General features: G+C 69.1%; 14 protein-coding genes. 8 read left to right on the forward strand and 6 right to left on the reverse strand.

Features of this window, described 5'->3' with window-relative positions; genetic code table 11:
* Positions 1-217: 217 nt before the first annotated feature.
* Both BLV57_RS00195 and BLV57_RS00200 read left to right on the forward strand, forming a co-directional pair.
* A complete protein-coding gene (locus BLV57_RS00195; RefSeq protein WP_091285022.1) occupies positions 218-4,132 on the forward strand; it encodes a Pls/PosA family non-ribosomal peptide synthetase in 3,915 nt (1,304 codons plus the stop codon).
* Entirely contained in the window at positions 4,129-5,466 is a 1,338-nt protein-coding gene (locus tag BLV57_RS00200) for a M1 family metallopeptidase (protein ID WP_091287778.1), read from the forward strand. Before BLV57_RS00195 ends, BLV57_RS00200 begins: the two co-directional genes overlap by 4 nt.
* A 47-nt stretch (positions 5,467-5,513) precedes the next feature.
* Here the strand turns inward: BLV57_RS00200 and BLV57_RS00205 are convergent, their stop codons facing one another.
* The 3 genes from BLV57_RS00205 to BLV57_RS00215 form a co-directional block, all read right to left on the reverse strand.
* Positions 5,514-6,164 (reverse strand): response regulator transcription factor, encoded by a 651-nt coding sequence (locus tag BLV57_RS00205; RefSeq protein WP_091285025.1) that lies wholly within the window; start codon positions 6,162-6,164, stop codon positions 5,514-5,516.
* Positions 6,161-7,255: a sensor histidine kinase gene (locus BLV57_RS00210; protein WP_091285027.1), complete on the reverse strand. Its 1,095-nt coding sequence runs from the start codon at positions 7,253-7,255 to the stop codon at positions 6,161-6,163. The genes BLV57_RS00205 and BLV57_RS00210 overlap by 4 nt, the downstream gene beginning before the upstream one ends.
* A 64-nt stretch (positions 7,256-7,319) precedes the next feature.
* Positions 7,320-7,949: a TetR/AcrR family transcriptional regulator gene (locus tag BLV57_RS00215; protein ID WP_091285032.1), complete on the reverse strand. Its 630-nt coding sequence runs from the start codon at positions 7,947-7,949 to the stop codon at positions 7,320-7,322.
* Between the two features lie 207 nt (positions 7,950-8,156).
* Between BLV57_RS00215 and BLV57_RS00220 the strand changes: the two genes are divergently transcribed.
* The 6 genes from BLV57_RS00220 to BLV57_RS00245 all read left to right on the forward strand — a co-directional run bounded on the left by BLV57_RS00220 (position 8,157) and on the right by BLV57_RS00245 (position 16,683).
* Entirely contained in the window at positions 8,157-9,134 is a 978-nt protein-coding gene (locus BLV57_RS00220; RefSeq protein WP_091285033.1) for a hypothetical protein, read from the forward strand.
* Positions 9,135-9,300: 166 nt separating this feature from the next.
* A complete protein-coding gene (locus tag BLV57_RS00225) occupies positions 9,301-11,607 on the forward strand; it encodes a glycosyl hydrolase family 95 catalytic domain-containing protein (RefSeq protein WP_091285036.1) in 2,307 nt (768 codons plus the stop codon).
* 8 nt (positions 11,608-11,615) lie between these two features.
* Positions 11,616-13,907 carry a glycosyl hydrolase family 95 catalytic domain-containing protein gene (locus tag BLV57_RS00230; protein ID WP_091285037.1) on the forward strand — a complete coding sequence of 764 codons (2,292 nt, stop codon included), beginning with the start codon at positions 11,616-11,618 and terminating at the stop codon, positions 13,905-13,907.
* A gap of 54 nt (positions 13,908-13,961) precedes the next feature.
* Positions 13,962-15,512 carry a P-loop NTPase family protein gene (locus tag BLV57_RS00235; protein WP_091285040.1) on the forward strand — a complete coding sequence of 517 codons (1,551 nt, stop codon included), beginning with the start codon at positions 13,962-13,964 and terminating at the stop codon, positions 15,510-15,512.
* Between the two features lie 224 nt (positions 15,513-15,736).
* Entirely contained in the window at positions 15,737-16,192 is a 456-nt protein-coding gene (locus BLV57_RS00240) for a hypothetical protein (protein ID WP_091285041.1), read from the forward strand.
* A gap of 59 nt (positions 16,193-16,251) precedes the next feature.
* Positions 16,252-16,683, forward strand: a complete 432-nt coding sequence (locus BLV57_RS00245) for a hypothetical protein (RefSeq protein WP_091285044.1) — start codon at positions 16,252-16,254, stop codon at positions 16,681-16,683.
* 61 nt (positions 16,684-16,744) lie between these two features.
* Here the strand turns inward: BLV57_RS00245 and BLV57_RS00250 are convergent, their stop codons facing one another.
* Genes BLV57_RS00250 through BLV57_RS00260 form a run of 3 tightly spaced genes read right to left on the reverse strand, consistent with a single transcriptional unit; the run spans position 16,745 to position 19,494 of the window.
* Positions 16,745-17,359 (reverse strand): FHA domain-containing protein, encoded by a 615-nt coding sequence (locus tag BLV57_RS00250; protein WP_091285046.1) that lies wholly within the window; start codon positions 17,357-17,359, stop codon positions 16,745-16,747.
* On the reverse strand, positions 17,343-18,614 hold the full coding sequence (locus BLV57_RS00255; RefSeq protein WP_091285048.1) for a vWA domain-containing protein: 1,272 nt from the start codon (positions 18,612-18,614) through the stop codon (positions 17,343-17,345). The genes BLV57_RS00250 and BLV57_RS00255 overlap by 17 nt, the downstream gene beginning before the upstream one ends.
* 1 nt (position 18,615) lies before the next feature.
* Positions 18,616-19,494 carry a protein phosphatase 2C domain-containing protein gene (locus tag BLV57_RS00260; RefSeq protein WP_091285050.1) on the reverse strand — a complete coding sequence of 293 codons (879 nt, stop codon included), beginning with the start codon at positions 19,492-19,494 and terminating at the stop codon, positions 18,616-18,618.
* Between the last annotated feature and the right edge of the window lies 1 nt (position 19,495).

The following is a 19,495-nucleotide window of genomic DNA, read 5'->3' on the forward strand; positions in this document are numbered from 1 at the left end:
TCTCCCGGATTGTGGCCATTTCGGCGTGTCAGGGCCTTGACCTGGTGATTCCCGACACTCAAAAGTGACCGTGGGGATATCTGCCGTTCACCTTTGGTAAAGTCAACGGTCTGTTAGCGGGCGCCTCATTCGGAGTGCGAGCCCGAATACGCTCGTCTGGAAGGTGAGTGATGGGCTTGCGCGCCCACAGATTTGTGCTGCCCGGGGTGTCCTGCTGATGACCCTGACGGCTGAAAGTTCCCTCTTCACCTGCACTGCCGAGCTGACCGTCGCGCCCTCCACGACGCCGGTCGCCGACCGCGCGCTCTTCTGGTCCGGACTCGGCGCCAGCGAGCGCACCCTGCTCGACATCCTCGCCGAAACGACCGCGAAGCACCCCACCGCGGGCGCCATCGACGACGGCACGACCGTCCTGACCTACCGCCGTCTCGCCGAAGAGATCGACTCCTACGCCCGTCTCCTGCGTGAGGCCGGTGTCGGCGTCGGCGACCGCGTCGGCATCCGGATCTCCTCCGGCACGGCCGAGCTGTACATCGCCATCCTCGCCACGCTGACCGTCGGCGCCGCGTACGTCCCGGTCGACGCCGACGACCCCGAAGAGCGCGCCGAGCTGGTGTTCGGCGAGGCCAAGGTCGCCGCGGTCGCCACCGACGGCCGCACGATCACCGTCCACGGCACCCCCGGTGGCCGCGCAGGCACGCCCGGCCCGTCCGACGACGCCTGGATCATCTTCACCTCCGGCTCGACCGGCAAGCCCAAGGGTGTCGCGGTCACGCACGCCTCGGCCGCCGCCTTCGTCGACGCCGAAGCCCAGCTCTTCCTCACCGAGGAGCCCATCGGCCCCGGTGACCGCGTGCTCGCCGGCCTGTCGGTCGCCTTCGACGCCTCGTGCGAAGAGATGTGGCTCGCCTGGCGCTACGGTGGCTGCCTTGTGCCCGCGCCGCGTTCGCTGGTGCGCACCGGCGTCGACCTCGGCCCGTGGCTGGTCGCGCAGCGGATCACCGTCGTGTCGACCGTGCCGACGCTGGCCGCGCTGTGGCCCGCCGACGCGCTCGAGGACGTCCGCCTGCTCATCTTCGGTGGCGAGGCCTGCCCGCCGGAGCTGGCCGAGCGCCTCGCCGTCGAAGGCCGCGAGGTCTGGAACACCTACGGTCCCACCGAGGCCACCGTCGTCGCCTGCGCCGCGCAGATGACCGGCGAAGGCCCCGTCCGCATCGGCCTGCCGCTGTCCGGCTGGCAGCTGGCGGTCGTCAACGAAGACGGCCAGCTCGTCGGCATGGGGGAGACCGGTGAGCTGGTCATCGGCGGTGTCGGCCTCGCGCGCTACCTCGACCCCGAGAAGGACGCCGAGAAGTTCGCGCCGCTGCCGTCGCTCGGCTGGCAGCGTGCCTACCGCAGTGGTGACATGGTCCGCGCCGAAGCCGAGGGCCTGCTGTTCCTCGGCCGCCTCGACGAGCAGGTCAAGCTCGGCGGCCGCCGCATCGAACTGGGCGAGGTCGACGCCGCGCTGCAGTCGCTGCCCGGTGTGCAGGGCGCGGCCGCCGCGATCCGCAAGACCAAGGCGGGCAACCAGGTTCTCGTCGGGTACGTGGTCCCTGCCGAAGGCGCCGAGTTCGATTCCGACGACGCCGCGACGCGCCTGCGTGACCAGCTGCCCGCCGCGCTGGTGCCGCTGATCGCGCTCGTCGACGACCTGCCGACCCGCACCTCGGGCAAGGTCGACCGCAACGCGCTCCCGTGGCCTCTGTCCACTGTGGACGCCGCGTCCTCCGGGCTGTCCGCCACCGAGGCCTGGCTGGCCGAGGGCTGGGCGGAAATCCTTGGTGTGTCGGTGAAAAGCGCCAAGGCCGACTTCTTCTCGAACGGCGGCGGCAGCCTCACGGCCGCGCAGCTGATCGCCCGGATCCGGACCCGCCACCCGCAGGTCTCGGTCAACGACATCTACCAGAACCCGAAGCTCGGCGCGCTCGCGTCGATGCTGGACGCGCTGACCGGTCAGGAGACCGAGCGCCGCGAGATCGCGCCGACCCCGCGTCGCGCGGGCGTCATCCAGAGCTTGCTCATGGTGCCGCTGATGGGTCTCGTCGGCCTGCGCTGGGTGACCATCGCCGCGGCGCTGTCGAACATCCTGTCGCTGCTCGGCTTCGGCTGGGCTCCCACGCTGAACTGGGCGTGGATCGGGCTCGCCTGGGTGCTGTTGTTCAGCCCGGCCGGTCGCATCGCGATCTCGGCCGGTGGCGCGCGCGTGCTGCTGAGCGGGGTCCGCCCCGGCAGCTACCCGCGTGGCGGCAGCGTGCACCTGCGCCTGTGGACGGCCGAGAAGCTGGCCGAGTTCAGCGGCGCCGACTCGATCGCGGGCGCGTCCTGGATGACCACCTACGCCAAGGCGCTGGGCGCGCGGATCGGCAAGGACGTCGACCTGCACTCGCCGCCGCCGGTCACCGGGTTCCTGAAGCTCGGCCGCGGCGCGGCCATCGAGCCCGAGGTCGACCTGACCGGGCACTGGGTGGACGGCGACATCGTCCACATCGGCGCGATCCGGATCGGCGCCGACGCCCGCATCGGCGCGCGCAGCACGCTCTTCCCCGGCGCGCGGATCGGCAAGGGCGCGGAGATCGCGGCCGGGTCGACCGTGCGCGGCGCGGTGCCCGCCGGGCAGCGCTGGGCGGGTTCGCCCGCCGCGCGGGCCAGCAAGGAAGGCCTGAAGTGGCCGTCCTCGCGGCCGCCGCGCTCGCGCTTCTGGGCCTCGGTCTACGGCATGACCTCGCTGGTGCTCGGCTTCCTGCCCGCGCTGGCCGCGTTGCCCGCCGTCGCGATCCTCGGCAGCGCGATCGTGGGCGCCTCCTCGCTGAGCGCCGCGCTCGGCCAGGCGCTGGTGTTCGTGCCCGTCGCGACGATCGCGTACTTCGTGACGTACGCGCTGCTCGTGCTGATCGGCGTCCGCTCGCTGAGCATCGGCATGGTCGAGGGCTATCACCCCGTCCACGGCCGGATCGCGTGGCAGGTCTGGGCGACCGAGCGGCTGATGGGGATGGCCCGCGAAGGCCTGTTCCCGTTGTACGCCAGCCTGTTCACCCCGGTGTGGCTGCGCATGCTCGGCGCGAAGGTCGGCCGCAACGTCGAGGCGTCGACCGTGCTCGCGGTGCCGAAGATGACCCAGGTCGACAGTGGCGCGTTCCTCGCGGACGACACCATGGTCGCCACCTACGAGCTCGGCCACGGCTGGCTGCACGTCGCCCCGGCGCGCATCGGCAAGCAGGCGTTCCTCGGCAACTCCGGCATGGCCGCGCCCGGCCGTTCGGTGCCGAAGCGCGGGCTGGTCGGCGTGCTGTCCTCGGCGCCGCGCAAGGCCAAGAAGGGCTCGTCGTACCTCGGCATGCCGCCGCTGCCGGTGCGCCGCTCGATCGGTGACGCCGACACGAGCCGGACGTTCACGCCCGCTCTGCACCTCAAGGCGATGCGCGCGCTGGTCGAGCTGTGCCGGATCATCCCGGTCATGTGCGGGGTCGCGCTGACCGTGCTGGTGATCGGCGCGGTGCTCGCGCTGGGCTCGGCGTTCGGCTTCGGTGTCGCCGCGCTGCTGGCCGGGCCGCTGATGCTGGCGGCCGGTGTCGTCGCCGCGCTGACCGCGACCGTGGTGAAGTGGACGCTGGTCGGCAAGTTCCGCGCGATCGAGCATCCGCTGTGGAGTTCGTTCGTGTGGCGCAACGAGCTGGCCGACACCTTCGTCGAGGCGCTCGCGGTGCCGTGGCTGATCGGGTCGGTCGGCGGCACGCCGATCCTGACCACCTGGCTGCGGACGATGGGCGTTCGCGTGGGCCGCGGTGTCTGGCTGGAGACGTACTGGCTGCCCGAGTCGGACCTGGTGAGCCTCGGCGACGGCGCGACGATCAACCGTGGCTGCGTCGTCCAAACGCACCTCTTTCACGATCGGATCATGAGTATGTCTCCGGTCGCTCTCGATGAGGGCGCCACGCTGGGCCCGCACGGTATCGTGCTGCCAGGGGCGAGCATCGGTGCTCGCACCACCGTCGGCCCGGGGTCACTGGTGACCCGCGGCGACGCGGTGCCCGCCGACTCGCGCTGGCTGGGCAACCCGATTTCGGCATGGAAGGCGGATCGTCGCGGGTGATCTTCAAGGCTGCCGCTCCCGCTCCAGGTGCGGACACCTCCGGCGATTCCTATTTGCCCCGCCACGGAAACGGCGGCTATCGCGTCCAGCATTACGACCTCGAGCTGGACTACCGGATCGGGCCGAACCGGTTGTCCGGCAAGGCGTCCATCCGGTGTGTCAGCACGCAGGCGCTTTCGCGGCTGTCGCTCGACTTCGGCGAGTTCCGGATCAACCGGGTGCTCGTCGGCGGCAAGCCTGCCCGCTTCACCCGTAACCAGCACAAGCTGAACGTCAAACCGCAGAAGTCGCTGCCGGTCGGCGCCGAGTTCACCGTCGAGGTGCACTACGTCGGCAACCCCAAGCCCATCGCGGGCATCTGGGGCGACATCGGCTGGGACGAGCTGACCGACGGCTCGCTCGTCGCGAGCCAGCCGATCGGCGCGCCCTCGTGGTTCCCGTGCAACGACCACCCGGCCGACAAGGCGACGTACCGGGTCTCGCTGACCACGGCGTCGCCGTACGCGGTGTTCGTGACCGGGAACCTGAAGTCGCAGTACACCCGCGCCAGCACGACGACGTGGGTGTTCGAGCGGAACGAGCCGACGCCGACGTACCTGATGAGCGTCCAGATCGGCCGGTACGACGAGTTCGAGTTCCCGCCCGCGCGGGTGCTGCAGCGTGCCGGGGTGCCGCAGCGGCTGCACCGTGACTTCGCGCGGGACTTCGGGCGGCAGGGTCAGATCATGGAGTCCTTGGAGACCATGTTCGGGCCGTATCCGTTCGACGAGTACGTCATCGTGGTGACCGACGACGAGCTGGACGACCCGATCGAGGCCCAGGGCATGTCGATCTTCGGGGCGAACCACGTCGACGGCAAGCGCACGCATGAGCGGCTGGTGGTCCACGAGCTGGCGCACCAGTGGTTCGGGAACTCGCTGACCGTCGCGGACTGGCGGCACATCTGGCTCAACGAGGGCTTCGCGACGTACGCGGAGTGGCTGTGGTCGGAGGAGTCCGGCGGTGCGTCCGCGCAGACGCTGGCGCGCAGCTGGTACACGCGGATGAAGGCGAAGCCCGCCGACCTGAAGATCGCGGATCCCGGTGTGGAGCGGATGTTCGATGAGCGCGTGTACAAGCGCGGGGCGTTGACGTTGCACGCGCTGCGGCACGCGCTGGGTGACGACGCGTTCTTCGCGCTGGTGAAGGCTTGGGCCGCCGAGCATCGGCACGGGACCGTGACCACGCGGGAGTTCGTGGCCATGGCCGAGCTTTACGCGGGCCGCTCGCTGCGCGACTTCTTCCGCGGCTGGCTGGACAGCCCCGTCATGCCCGCCCTGCCAGGCCCGGGATAAAGCAGGCTTTATGTCAGCCCGGGATAAAGCCCGCTTTATCCCGGGCTTCAGGCCGTGGCGTAGCCGTTGGTGTAGGCGTAGCGGATGGCCTGGGCGCGATCGCGGCTGCCGGTTTTGGTGTAGATGCGGTTGATGTGCGTTTTGACGGTCGCCTCGCTGACGAACAACGCTTTGGCGATCTCGCGGTTGGTCTGGCCCGCGGCGAGCAGGCGGAGGACGTCGCGTTCGCGGGCGGTGAGTTCGTCGGCCTCGGCTTCGGTCGGCGCGGGGAGTTTCAGCGCGGCCGAGACGAGGCGGCGCTGGACCTCGGGGTCGAGGACGGCCTGGCCGGCCGCGGCCGCGTGGATGGCGCGGCCGATTTCGTCGCGGGTGGCCGATTTCGTGAGGTAACCGAGCGCGCCGGCGTCGAGCGCGCGCAGGATCGAGTCCTCGTCGGCGTAGGTGCTGAGGACCACGACCTGGGTTTCGGGATGATCGTCGCGGATGCGGCGGGTGGCGGTGACGCCGTCGCAGCGCGGCATCGCGAGGTCCATCAGGACCACGTCCGGCTTCTCCGAGGCGACGAGCTCGGCCGCGACGTCGCCGTCCGGGGCCTGCCCGACGACCGTGATGCCGGGAAGCACCTCGATGAGCAGCGCGAGTCCTTCGCGGACCGCGGACTGGTCGTCGGCGACGACCACGCGTACCGGTTCGGTCATGACGGCACCTTGACTGAAACCTGCCAGCCGTCGCCGAGCGGCCCCGCGACCAGGGTGCCGCCGACGAGTTCAGCGCGTTCGCGGATGCCGGTCAGGCCGTAGCCCGCCCCGGTTCCGGTGAGCGGCGCGGCTTGCGCGGACGCGGGATTGGTCACGGTGGCGGTCACTTCCTGGGTGCTGTAGCCGACTTCGACGGTGACGGGGGAGCCGGGCGCGTGCTTGCGCGCGTTGGTCAGTGCTTCTTGGACGGTGCGGTAGAGCGTCAGCCCGGCGGCGGGCGGCAGTTCACGCGGGTCACCGCTGATGCTGAGCCGGACATCCTGACCGTCCACAAGGGACGGAAGCAGATCCGGCAGCGAGACGGCGTCCTCGCGCAACGCCTGCACGGCCCGGCTGGTCTCGATGATGCCTTCCCTGGCGAGCTTGCTCGCGCGGTCGACGCACGCGGTGATCTTGGTCAGGTCCTGGGTCTCGCTCTGCAGCATCGCGCCAGCCGCCTCAAGCTGCAGCGAGAGCGCGGACAGCGAGTGCGCCTGGATGTCGTGGATCTCGCGCGCGATGCGAGCGCGTTCGGCCAGCGCCGCCGAATGCCGGGTCTCGGCGACGAGCAGCTCGGCCTGCTCCATGCGCTTGAGGTACTGCCGCCGTGACGCGCCGGACAGCCAGACACTGAGCAGGACCGCGCACAGGGTGAGAGTTCCGCCCCAGGTCGTCTGGCCGGAGACCGCCGCCGCGACGGCCAGCGTGAAGAACACCGAACTCGTGGTCAGCGGCATGCTGAAGCCCGCGATGAACATCATCTCGCACAGCAGCAGCGCGCCGAACAACGTCGAACCCGCCACGACCATCGCGCCGCCGCCCAGCGTGGTGACGGCCACCGCGGCGAGCAGCAGGCGCGGGGTCGCGGTCTGCGAGGAGAGCATGATCGTCGCGATCAGGCAGAGATAGGCGAGCACGTAGACGGCAAGCCACGGGGTGTCCGTGCCCGGCACCCACCCCGCGATGACCAGGCAGCCCAGTGCGATCGTGCCCAGTACGCTGCGGGCATACGCGTGCCCGCGCGGGCGGGTGAACATCAGCGGCAGGAACACCCGCTCAGCTTGCCAGCATCAGCGGCGTCCCGCGTCCATTCGCGGATGGAGACCGGGTGGAACCCTAAGGGGTGACGATCGCCGTCGCGACCCTGACCAGCTCGGCGATCACGTCGTCGAGCGGGATCCGGTAGCCGCCGGTCGCCCAGTGGAAGACGAGCTCGTTCACCGCCCCGATCAGCGCGACCGCCCCGAGATGGAAGTTCCGGTCCCGAGCCTCGCCCCGGCTGACCGCACGCGCGGCCTCGGCCTCAAGCAAGGCGACCCACCGCTCACGCCAGGTGATCCGGTGCTGTTCGACCGCCTCGCTGACCCCGATGACCTCCACATAGGACAGCTTCGCCCACCGCGGATCCTTGGCGGTGGTGGTGATGTACGCGCGCACCGCGATCTCGATCCGCGTGGCGAGATCGGCGTCCTCGGCCTCGGTGAACGCGGCCCCGACCGCCGCCACGGCCTGCTCCAGCACCCGCGTGTGCAGCGCGACGAGCAACGCCTCCCGGCTCGCGAACTCCTCGTAGAAGTTGCGCGTCGACACCGCGGCGGCCGCGCACAGCTTCTCGATCGAGCTGGCCGCGTACCCCTCGGTCCCGAAGAGCTCCAGCCCCGCCCCCAGCAACCGCTCACGCCGCTCGGCGCGGCGATCCTCCGCCGTCCGCCCGCCGTAAACCCTGGCCGCGCTTTGCTCACCCACGCACCCCACCTTAGGCGCTCCAACGTGACAAGGGCCGCCCTTGGAACCTCTAGCGTTGCAAGGGCCACCCTCGTCACTTTGAGTGGTTATCCACAGGCAACGGCAAAATATCGCCAATTGACCCTTCGTGATCTTTCGTGACCCCAGGTTATCCACAGATTGGCGAGACCTCTGTCGTGAGCCCAGTGATCGCCCGACGATCTTGGGGTGACGAAAAAAGGTGAGTGGGCCGACAATCCCGAAGCGCTGACCAGCCAGAGCCGTGGCGGCGTGATCACGATCGAACGGCTCGTGGAACTCGGGGTGCCGAGGAAGACCTGCTACGACCGGTGCGCGCCAGGGCAGCCGTGGCGGCTGGTGCTGCCAGGGGTGCTGGTACTCCAGTCAGGGCCGCCAACACGGTGGCAGCTGGTGCAGGCCGCGCTCCTGTACGCGCGTGGGCACGCCATCGTGACGGGTGCCGAAGCGTGCCGTCGTCATGGCCTGCGCAACCTGCCGCCGGATGATCGCTCGGTACGGCTGCTCATTCCGCACGCTCGTACTCGAGCGGACTCGGACTTCGTCGTGATCGAACGGACGAAACGATTCCCGGATCCGCTCTGGCGGGACGACATTCCGCTCGCGCCTGTGGTGCGGGCCGTTCTCGACACCTGCAGATGCCTTGGCACGCACGACTCGATCGCGGCATTGGTGAGCGAGGCCGTGCAGCGGGCGAAGGTGCGGCCTGACGCCTTGCTCGAAGAACTAGGACGGGGGAGCAACCGCGGGACCGCACTCACCAGGAAGGTGCTGCTCAAGGTCGCCGAAGGTGCGCGTTCGGTGGCCGAAATGGACGCGATGAGCGTGTGGCGGCGGACGAAGCTGGCCGAGCCGCTGTGGAACTTCGACCTGCTCGACCGCGACGGTAACTACATCGCCAGGCCGGATGGGTGGTTCGACGAGGTCGGCTTGGCGTGGGAGATCGACTCCTTCGACTACCACTTCGACCGCGAGGGTTACGCGAGAACGTTGGCGCGCAATGCCCGCTACGCCGCGGCCGGGGTTCCGTTCGTCCAGACCACGCCGTCCCGGTTGCGGTCCGAGCCGGTGCTCGTGGCGGCCGAACTCGTGGCCGCGCATCTCGCGGCTTCCCTGCGCCCCCGCCCTCCGGTCCAGGCACTGCGACGTTCCGAGGGGGCCCCTTGAGAGGTAGAGCGTTCCAAGGGTGGCCCTTGTGTGGTCCAAGCCCGAGGAGGGGAGAGGTCTGATGTTTGGGGCTTTTGGGGGTGGTCAGGATGGGGCTGCGTCTGGAAACATGCTTGACGCCGGGGCGTTGCGTGGGCGAAACGTAGTATGAATCCGGAGGTTGTCAATGGGTGACGGACTCTCCAGGAGGGCTGTCCTGCGGGGTGCTTCGGTGGCCGTGGGGGCCGCCGCGCTCGGGGGACTGTGGGGCTTGGGGGCTCCGCCCGCCTTCGCGAGGCCGAACCGGCATCGCGAGGTCGTCGAGGACGCGCGGCTGGTGTGGAAGCGCTTACCGACGGGGTGGCAGGACGGGCCGTTTCTCGCGAACGGGTTTCTCGGGGTGCAGGTCTACAAGAGCACGCAGGCGCAGACGCTCAAGTTCATGCTCAGCCACACGCAGGTCCAGGACCAGCGGATTCAGTGGGAAGCCGGGATCGGGCTGTCGCGGCTGCCGATCGGGTATCTGACGCTCACGCTGGCCGGCGCGATCACGGCCGTCGACTGGGCGCTGGACCTGTGGAACGCCGAGCTGGCCGGGACGATCACGACCACCCAGGGCAGCGTCGCGTTCTCCGCGTACGTGCACAACGACACGGGGGTGCTGGTCGTCGCGCTGGAGCCGTCGGCGGGGGAGACCGCCGCCGCCTGGGGGTTCCAGCCGCTCGAGTCGGCCACCACGCGGACGGTGCGCAAGCCGCCCGAGTACATCGCGAATCCGAAGCCCACGCTGGGTGCCAGCGGCGCGACCCGGTACGCCGAGCAGCCGTTGCTGGCCGGTGGCGGATACACGACCGCTTGGCAGGAAACGAAAATCGGGACGCGGCGGCTGTTCGCGGCCACCGTGGCGTACAGCTTCCCGAAGGCGACGTCGACCGGGGAGGCCGTGCAGAAGGTGCGGCAGACGCTGGCGACCCGGCCCGAGGTGCTCGTCGCCGATCATCGGCGGTGGTGGAACGCGTACTACCAGCGGAGCTTCATCTCGGTGCCGGACAAGCTGATCCAGCGCTTCTACTGGATCCAGCTGTACAAGATCGCGGCCGCGACCAGGGCCAACGCGCCCGTCGTGTCCGAATGGGGGCCGTGGTTCCCGGAGGTCGGGAACAGCTGGACGGCCGTCTGGTGGAACCTCAACGTCCAGGTCACCTATCCGCTGGTCAACAGCACCAACCACGCCGAACTCGACGCGGTCACCGAGACCTTCCGCCGCGATCACGCGAACCTGGTGCAGTCCGTCCCGCCCGCGTATCGCGACGGCGAGACGTACGCGCTCTCGCATCCCGGGGACTGGCGGCTGCGGCCCGGTGGCACGCGGGCGGTCGGGATTCCCGGGCCGACCACCAAGAACGACCACACCGGCAACCTCACCTGGGGTTTGCACAACGTCTGGCTCGCGTACCGGCATTCCATGGACAAGCGCATCCTGCGTGACGTCCTGTACCCGACGCTCGTCAAGGCGCTCAACTTCTACCGCCACTTCCTCGCCATGGGCGGCGACGGGTACCTGCATCTGCCGATGACGCGCTCGCCCGAGTACGCGGACGCGGCCGACTGCACCTACGACCTTTCGCTGATCCGGTGGGCCGCGCGCACGCTGATCGAGTCCGCGGCCATCTTGCGGATCGACGATCCGCTGATCCCGGCCTGGCGGGAGATCCTCGCGAAACTCGTTCCGTACCACCAAACCCAGTCCGACGGGGTGCTGATCGGCGACGGTGTCCCGCTCGCCGAGTCACACCGGCACTTCTCGCATCTGCTGTGGCTGCACCCGCTTCGCGAGAAGCTGTGGGATCGTCCCGAGGACCGGGACATCATGATCCGCACGTTCACGCATTGGCAAAGCCAGCGGGTGAACTGGCACGGCTACAGCTTCGCGGCCGCGTCGTCGATGAGCTCGATCATGGACGCGCCCGAGGACGCGCTGGCGTTCCTGCGGTTCTTCCTCGACCGCAACATCGTGCACGACACGCAGCTCACGCCGAACACGATGTACCGCGAGGGCTCGAACTTCGCCATCGAAAGCCCGATCACCGCCGCTCAGTCCCTTGTGGACATGATGGTGCAGGGCGCGGCCGGTGTGCTCAAGGTGTTCCCGTCGGTGTCGGCGAAATGGGCGGAGGCGTCGATTTCCCAGCTGCGCGCGGAAGGCGCCTTCCTGGTCGACGCGTCGCGCCGCGACGGGAAAACCGAGTGGGTACGCGTGCGCAGCGAGGCCGGTGCGCCGCTCAAGCTCGATCACGGGATCACCGGCGCCATCGAGGTCCGCGACGAACGGGGCCGTCAGCTGCCCTATCGCGTCGAAGGGTCGCACACCATCTCCGTGCCGCTCGCGGCAGGCGAATCCGTCGTCGTCAACCGGCCCGGCGCCAGGCCGGACCTCAAGCCGCGGGATGTCGCGGCCCTCGAATCCGCGCCCGCCTGGGGGCTTCCCGCTTAGGAGTTTCGATGGTCGATCTCAATCGCAGGACCGTGCTCGGCGGCGCGCTGGCCGGGCTCGCCGCGAGCGCGCTGGGCACGTCGGCGGCGTCGGCCGCCGAGAGCACGTACGACGGTGTCGACTGGGCGGAGTTCCTCGGCACCGCGGACATGCTGTGGACGAAGATGCCGACCACCTGGTACGAGGGGCCGTATCTCGGCAACGGGTTCCTCGGCTCGGGCATCTACGCCGAGCCGGGCAAGAACGCGATCCGGTTCAACGTGCAGCACAGCCAGGTGCAGGATCACCGGCCGGAGTTCGGGTCGCTGTTCGGGCTGGCCAGGCTGCCGATCGGGTACTTCACGCTGGAGCCGGTCGGCGCGATCACCGCGATCGACTGGCGGATGGACCTGTGGAACGCCGAGCTGAAGGGCACGATCACCACCGCGGCTGGCAGTCTCGCGTTGCGCGCGATCGTCCACAGTGGAGACTCGGTGCTCGCGATCGAGGTGCAGCCGACCGAGGGCGAGCGGAACTTCAAGTGGGTCTTCCATCCTGCCGACGCGGTGAGCCCGCGAACCGACCCGAAGTTCGGCAAGCCGCCGCCCGCCGGATATCTCCCGAACCCGCCGGCGGTCCTGCAGACGAGTGGTGACGCCACACTGAGTGTGCAGAGCCTGCTGGCGGGTGGCGAGCACGTCACGGCGTGGCGTGAGACGACTTTCGGCACCAGGCGGACGTTGTACACCGCTGTCGCGTGGTCGCATCCGGAGAAGACCGCCGCGCGTGAAGCACTGAGGATGGTGCGGTGCGTTTCGCCGCTCGCCTTGTTCGCGCTGGGACACCGGCGGTGGTGGCATGACTTCTATCGTCGGAGCTTTCTGTCCATTCCGGACACTCGGCTGCAGAGTTTCTACTGGATCCAGCTGTACAAGTTCGCTTCCGCCGCGCGCAGGAAAGCGCCGGTCATGGCGACCTGCGGACCGTGGCTCGAACCGACGCCGTGGCCCGCGACGTGGTGGAACCTCAACGTCCAGCTCGAATACTGGCTCATCCACGGCTCGAACCACCTCGAACTGGACGCGGTGAGCTACGCGCTGGACAAGTTCCGGCACAACGTGGTCGACCAGGTCGCCGAGCCGTATCGCGCGGACTCGGCCGGCATTCCGCGCACCACCGACATGACGCTGCTCAACGGCGGCGGCACCGGCACGGCCGGGTACGCGGTCGGCATCCCCGGCCAGGACCCGCCGACGCCGGAGGTCGGCAACCTGACCTGGGCACTGCACAACGTCTGGCTGTCCTATCGGCACACCATGGACCGGAAACTGTTGCGGGACACGCTGTTCCCGTTGCTGCGCCGGGCGATCAACTACTACCTGCACTTCCTCAAGCCCGGCGCGGACGGCAAGCTGCATTTGCCGCCGACGTTCTCGCCGGAGTACGGCGTCAACGCGGCCGACTGCAACTACGACCTCTCGCTGATCCGCTGGGGGTGCCGCACACTGCTCGACTGCGCGCGGGAACTGCGGATCGACGACCCGCTGGCCGGGCGCTGGCAAGAAGTGTTGACCAGCCTCGTCGACTATCCGGTCGACGCCAATGGTTACATGATCGGCGCGAACGTGCCGTTCGCCAAGTCGCATCGGCATTACTCGCACCTGCTGCAGGTATACCCGCTGTACGAGATCACGTGGGAACGGCCGGAATTCCGCGAATTGATCGAAAAGTCTCTCAATCATTGGGTCGGTTTCGAAGGCGCGTTGCAGGGCTACACCTTTACCGGCGCCGCGTCGATTTCCGCGCAGATGTTGCGCGGCGACAAGGCGGACTTCTATCTCGGCGAGCTGATGCGCCGGTTCATCCAGCCGAACACCATGTACAAGGAGTCCGGCCCGGTCATCGAAACGCCGCTTTCGGCCTCGCAGTCGGTGCACGACATGCTGTGCCAAAGCTGGGGCGGCGTGGTGCGGCTGTTCCCGGCCATTCCGGCGAGCTGGCGCGATATCTCGCTGCGGGATTTCCGCACTCAGGGTGCTTTTCTCCTCAGTGCGTCGCGCGTGGCCGGCGAGACGAAATGGGTCAAAGTGCGGAGTGAGGCCGGTGCGCCCTGTGTGCTGCGGCCGGGTATCTCCGGCGAGCTCGTGGTGCGCGACCACTGGGGCCGCCCGAAACGCTGGCGCGCGCTCGCGAATGGGGACATCCAGATCGAGCTGGGCCGGGGCGAGGAGGCGATCGTGCACCGGAAAGGCGACCGACCTGACATTTCCGTCGGCCCGGTTACGCCGAATGGGCCGTCCAAGCCGTGGGGAATGCAGTAAAGGGAACCTAATGGCGGATGCCTGCCGCCCATCGGAGGCGGCAGGCTTGACTGAATGGGACTGGTCCGCAGGCAGCAACATCTGAACCAGGCGCTCATGCGCATTCCACGGCGCGCGGAAAGCACCGATCGGGCCACGCTGACCAACACTTTCGTGGCCGCCGGGTCGTTCGCGGCGATGCTGCATTCGACCGACCATCAGATCCTCTACGGCCGCCGCGGCGCGGGAAAGACCCATGCGCTGCTGTATCTGGCCGACCTCGTCGACCGCACCGGCGATGTGGCGGTCTACCTCGACCTGCGCACCATCGGGACCGCGGGCGGTCTCTATGCCGACAGCACGATCGACGCGGCCATCCGCGGCACGCATCTGCTGGTCGACACCCTCGAAGCCATCCACGAGGAGCTGCTCGCGGCCGCCGTCGAAACCGAGATCGCCGACGGCGAAGGCCTGCTGCACTCGCTCGACGCGCTGGCGGACTCGGCCACGGCGGTCCGCGTGGTCGGCCAGGTGGAGCACGAGACCAGGCTGGGTGCGGGCGGCGAGTTCTCGCACGGTGTCGAGGTCGGCCCGTCCGCCGTGAAGATGTCGCTCGGGGCCAAACGCACCGCGACGCAGGAGAGCAGGCTCCGCCGCACCGGGACCGAGGAGCACCACGTCGTGTTCGGCCCGCTGAGCCGGGCGCTGCGCGGGATCACGCGTTCGCTGGGGCAGAGCAGGCTGTGGCTGCTGCTGGACGAGTGGAGCAGCATCCCGCTCGACCTGCAGCCGCTGCTCGCGGACCTGCTGCGCCGGAGCGTGCTCCCGACGCCCGGGATCACGGTGAAGATCGCGGCGATCGAGCGGCGTTCCCGGTTCCGCGCGCCGTCGCCCAGCGGGGACCACATCGGGATCGAGGTCGGCGCGGACGCGGCGTCCGCCGTCAGCCTCGACGACATCATGATCTTCGACAGCTCGCGGACGCGGGCGCAGGAGTTCTTCGCGCAGCTGTTCCACAACCACGCCGGTTCACGGCTGACCACGATGATCCCCGATCCGCCGCCGGACCCCGAATGCTATGTGGCGGAGACGTTTCGCGGCATCGCGTTCTCGGAGCTGGTCCGTGCCGCGGAGGGCGTGCCGAGGGACGCGATCAACATCGCCGCGCTGGCCGCCCAGCACGCGCACGACGAGCCGATCAGCGTGCGCGAGGTGCGGTTGGCGGCGCGCGACTGGTACCTGCGTGACAAGCAGACGGCGATCAGCGGGAACGAGCCCGCGCACCGGCTGCTGCGCAAGCTCGTGGACGAGGTGGTGGGGAAGCGCCGGTCGCGGACGTTCCTGCTCGACCAGATCGGGGGCGCGCGGCACACGATGATCGAGGAGCTCTACGACGCCCGGCTGCTGCACGTGCTGAAGCGGGGGCTGTCCGACAGCAAGCACCCGGGGACCTTGTACGACGGGTTCGCCATCGACTACGGGTGCTATGTGTCGCTGCTGCTGAGCGGGGACACGAAGGCGAAACCCCGCGCTCGGGGCGCCTGGCTGACGTCACCCAAGGGCGTTCCGCGCGACGGCTTCACGCTGGCGAACGAGGCCATCGACCTGGGCACCCTGGGGTCGTGAATAGCTGAATCGGCACTCGATAATCGGAGCTCGCATTGACAGGTTTCAGCCCAGGTTGAAACTGTCGCTAGGTTGGACATATACCTGATAGCGTACGTCGCATAGTCGAGCGGTGCTGCAATACTGAGCCGATTCAAGAACTTTTTCTTCCGGTGGCATACCCACCGGGGTAATTCATATTCACCGACGGTCTTTCTCTTGGCCGGAATCTCGAAGGGTGCAGCATGTCCTTGCAGGAAAAGCAGAATCGGAAGACGTGGCGGAACCGGCTGACCCGGCGCGGTCTTGCCCTGGCTGGAGCGGGGGCCGCTCTGGCCACCCTGGTGTCCGCCACGCCCGCCGCCGCCGCGGCGAATTCGGGCTGCACCACCATTCAGAACAGTACGGGTGTGGTGTGCGTCAATTGGAACGCCCAGACGCCCAAGTACCTCAACACCATCAGGGGGAGCTTCGAATCCCCCGTCTGGGGTGTGGGCAACCCGCGCGTCGAAGTCCGGGTCCTGGACGCCCAGAACAGGGAGATGTTCAAAAGGGAACGCTCGTGGGGCGGCAATCGGCGCAGCGAGTGGGCCGAATTCGAGGTCACGGTCCTGATGCCCCGCGACGCATCGCGCGTGTGCGCCGTTCTCTTCGAAGGGGGCGGCTACATGGACATGGCCTGCAGCCCGGTCATCACCTGAGCCCGGCACGCATCCGTCCAGAAACTCCGTACACCCTCTCCGAAAGGAAGTACAAGAGCATGAAATACCGCATGGCCGCCGCGATGGCCCTGGCCGCGGGAACCGTCCTGGCCGGAATCGCCTCCGGCCCCGCCTCCGCCTCCACAGCGGAGGACAACGAGCGTTGTCAGGATGCCACCTATCCCTCGGTTGCCTTTTCCCACAAGGTGTGCGTGACCTTCCGGGGGAGCGGGGGCGCCAACGACGTCATCAGAATGAACGTCAATTCCTTCGGCAGGACGGGAATTGGCCACTGGGAGCTCTTCGGCCCGCACGGTACCATCAGCAACAGCCTGGACGGGGAATGGAAAGACCGCAGGCATGACTGGGCCGGATACCAGGACAGCTCGTTCGGTGACCTCTGGTGCGCGGTCTTCTGGAGGGACGGTGGCGGCGGCTCCGGTTACTACCGGGCTACTCCGCCGGTGTGCGTGAAATCGTATTACCCCTGACCTGCACGCCTGGGGTCGTGCGCGTTGCGGGCGGTTCTAACCGCCCGCAACGCGCACGACCCTATTCGGCGTTGATCGTGATGACGGTCCAGGCGCCGACGAAGACCTGGTCGCCGGAACGCAGCGGGACGGGCTTCTTGGGCGGGATGGGGCGTACGCGGTCGTTGACGTGGGTGCCGTTGGCGGAGCCGCGGTCGACCACGGCCCAGGTCCCGTCGTCCTGCGCGACCAAGGCCGCGTGCTCGCGCCCCACCGCCCGGTCCTCCGGCGGCCCGGTCAGGTCGATCTCCGGGTGGATGCCCAGCTCCGGGTCCTTGCGGCCGATCAGCAGAGCCTCGCCGCGCAGGGTGAACCGGCGCGGGACCAGCCGCGTGGGGAAGACGAGCGAGTCGTCATCGGCGCAGGTCAGGTCGTAGAACTCGCGGTCGGCGCCCACGGTCGCGACCCAGCGGCGCGGTGCCGCCGCGCGGACCTGGTCGGGGGCGTCCGCCGGGAGATGCGAGTCGTAGCCGTCGACCTCGCAGAAGCGGCCGATCTGGCCGGGGTGGCCGTTCGGGCAGTCCCACTCTGGCTCGGCGACGGCGGGCGGGGCCGGGGTGCCGCCGGTCATCGAGCCGCCGCAGATGTCGCAGTCGACCGGGTCGTCCGACTGGTGGCCTTTAGGGCAGATCGGCATCGCCGGTCGCCTCCTTGCGGTGGGTGCGCTTGGTGTCGAGTTTGAGCATCTCGCCGAGTGCGTGTGCCATGTCGGCCTTGATGTTCTTGCCGCCGTTGATGTCGTCGAGACGCTTGACGACGTGGGTGTTGCCCGTTTCGACCGCTATCTCGCGGGCCTTCTGAAGTTTTGCTGTCGCACGGGTGTTGTCGCCTGCGGCTTTCGCGGTGAGGCCGTCTTCGACCAGTTCCGCGATGTCCGCTTGGCCGGTGAAATGGGCGACCTGCGGGCTGATCCTGGTCGACAGCCGCAGGTCCTCTGTCCACTTTGCACGGACGCGATGTTCCTCGGACTCTTGGGCTCCGGCAACGAGACGGACTCGCGCGGCGACCATGCCCTCGCCGACGGCGCCCGGCTCGACCTCGACCGAGAGGTGGTAGTCGCGGGTCTCGGCACCCCAATGGCCGGTCGGGTACTCCTGAATCCGGGGACTGATCTCGACACCGCGTCCGGTCAGGTCGCTGATACGCGGGAAGACCTGCTTGAGGAATCGGACGCGCGCGTGCGCGGGCGTCCAGAGGCGCAGGCCGACGTCGGCCGTGGCGCGGCCCATCAGGGTTTCGTTGATCTCGCGGAAGTCGGCGGCCAGTTCGCTCGGGTCGAGCAGGCCTTTCGCGGAGCCGAGCAGTGCGGTCGCGACCTGATCGAGGGTGTCGGCCGACCAGCCGGTGCCGACGCCCCGGCTGTCGCAGACGAATTCGCCCTCGCACGCGCGCAGGGTCTGGGCGAACTCTCGGTCGGACTCGAGCACGTTCTGGCCGTCGGTCAGCAGGAGCCCGTGCTTGATCTTGGCGTCACTGCCCGAGAGCAGGCGCGAGGCCGCTTCCAGCCACGAGCCGATCGCGGTGCCGCCTTCGACCCGGAGCCTGCCGACGGCCTTGGCGGCCACCTGGCGGGTCTGCCCGGAGGCCACGGCCAGCTTGCCGTCGACCGGGTAGACCAGGCGCGCGTTGTTGCTGCCCGCGACGATCGCGAACTTCACGCCGTTGCGCAGCTCGTTGACCGCGACCTTGACCGCGCGCTTGGCCTCGACGAGCTTGGCGCCCTCCATCGAGCCGGAGCAGTCGATCATGATCACCTGCGCGACCGTGAGGTCGGCGGCGGGCACCGTGAGCCCCTCGCCGGACGCGGTCACCGAGATGACCGCGTCCATCAGCCTGCCGTCGGCGGGCAGGTACTCGTTCTGGTCGACCTGGATCTGGAAATCCAGCGGCATGTCAGGCGTCCTCCTCGGGAACGGGACAGGCGAGCGCGGCCACGCTGATGTTGTCCCCGCCGCCCGCGCCGAGTGCGCGGCCGAGCAGGAGCCGCACGGCCGTGGCCGGCATGCTCCCGTGATCGACCGGCGCGACCAGCTTGGCGTCGAGGTATTGCGAAAGCCCGTCGCTGCAGATCACGACCAGGCCGGGGGAGTCGGGGACGAAGCGGTGCACCTTCGGCGTCACCGGGCCGGCGTCGGCGCCGAGCCAGCGGTCCAGCGCGTGTGCCATGGGCATGGCGAAGCGGGGATCGTCGGGTGGGACGCCCTCGGCGGTGAGCCTGCCCGCCGCCGAGTCGTCGACCGTCAGCCGATGGGTGCCCGCCGGGCCGATCCAGTAGGCCGGGCTGTCACCGACCCAGCCGATCACTACCGAGCCTTCGTGGAAGAGCGCGGAAACGTAAGTGCAGCAAGGAGGATTGCGCTCACCCGGCGTGCCCAGCCCGGCGACGGCGGCCGCCGCGGCGATGAGCCCGGTGGCGGTCGCGCTGCCCGGCGGCTCACCTTTCGCGCAGGCGTCGAGCAGCGCGCGCAGGCCTTCGGAGACACCCAGCGCGGCGGCCGTTTCCGAGCGCGACGAGGTGGCGACGCCGTCGCAGATCACCGCGGCGAGCGCGGGCCCCTGGGTGCCGATCGCGACGGCGTCCTCGTTGCGCGGGCGGTTGAGGCCGACATCGGTGACACCCGCGACGCGTCCGAGGTCGAGCAGACCCTTGTCGTCAGGCGAGAAGCGCATGGTCGGTTCGGCGGCGACCGGCTCGCCGAGGTGTTTGCCGCATTCCTCGCAGAACTGCCAGCCTGGCTGGGCGGGCGCAGCGCAATGGGGGCAGTGGTTCATC

This window comes from Amycolatopsis xylanica (genome assembly GCF_900107045.1).
Taxonomy (GTDB): domain Bacteria; phylum Actinomycetota; class Actinomycetes; order Mycobacteriales; family Pseudonocardiaceae; genus Amycolatopsis; species Amycolatopsis xylanica.

Coding starts and splice junctions, on each gene's coding strand:
- BLV57_RS00230 (WP_091285037.1), top strand. CDS start 11,616: ATGGTCGATCTCAATCGCAGGACCGTGCTCGGCGGCGCGCTGGCCGGG.
- BLV57_RS00240 (WP_091285041.1), top strand. CDS start 15,737: ATGTCCTTGCAGGAAAAGCAGAATCGGAAGACGTGGCGGAACCGGCTG.
- BLV57_RS00225 (WP_091285036.1), top strand. CDS start 9,301: ATGGGTGACGGACTCTCCAGGAGGGCTGTCCTGCGGGGTGCTTCGGTG.
- BLV57_RS00260 (WP_091285050.1), bottom strand. CDS start 19,494: ATGAACCACTGCCCCCATTGCGCTGCGCCCGCCCAGCCAGGCTGGCAG.
- BLV57_RS00235 (WP_091285040.1), top strand. CDS start 13,962: ATGGGACTGGTCCGCAGGCAGCAACATCTGAACCAGGCGCTCATGCGC.
- BLV57_RS00205 (WP_091285025.1), bottom strand. CDS start 6,164: ATGACCGAACCGGTACGCGTGGTCGTCGCCGACGACCAGTCCGCGGTC.
- BLV57_RS00245 (WP_091285044.1), top strand. CDS start 16,252: ATGAAATACCGCATGGCCGCCGCGATGGCCCTGGCCGCGGGAACCGTC.
- BLV57_RS00250 (WP_091285046.1), bottom strand. CDS start 17,359: ATGCCGATCTGCCCTAAAGGCCACCAGTCGGACGACCCGGTCGACTGC.
- BLV57_RS00195 (WP_091285022.1), top strand. CDS start 218: ATGACCCTGACGGCTGAAAGTTCCCTCTTCACCTGCACTGCCGAGCTG.
- BLV57_RS00255 (WP_091285048.1), bottom strand. CDS start 18,614: ATGCCGCTGGATTTCCAGATCCAGGTCGACCAGAACGAGTACCTGCCC.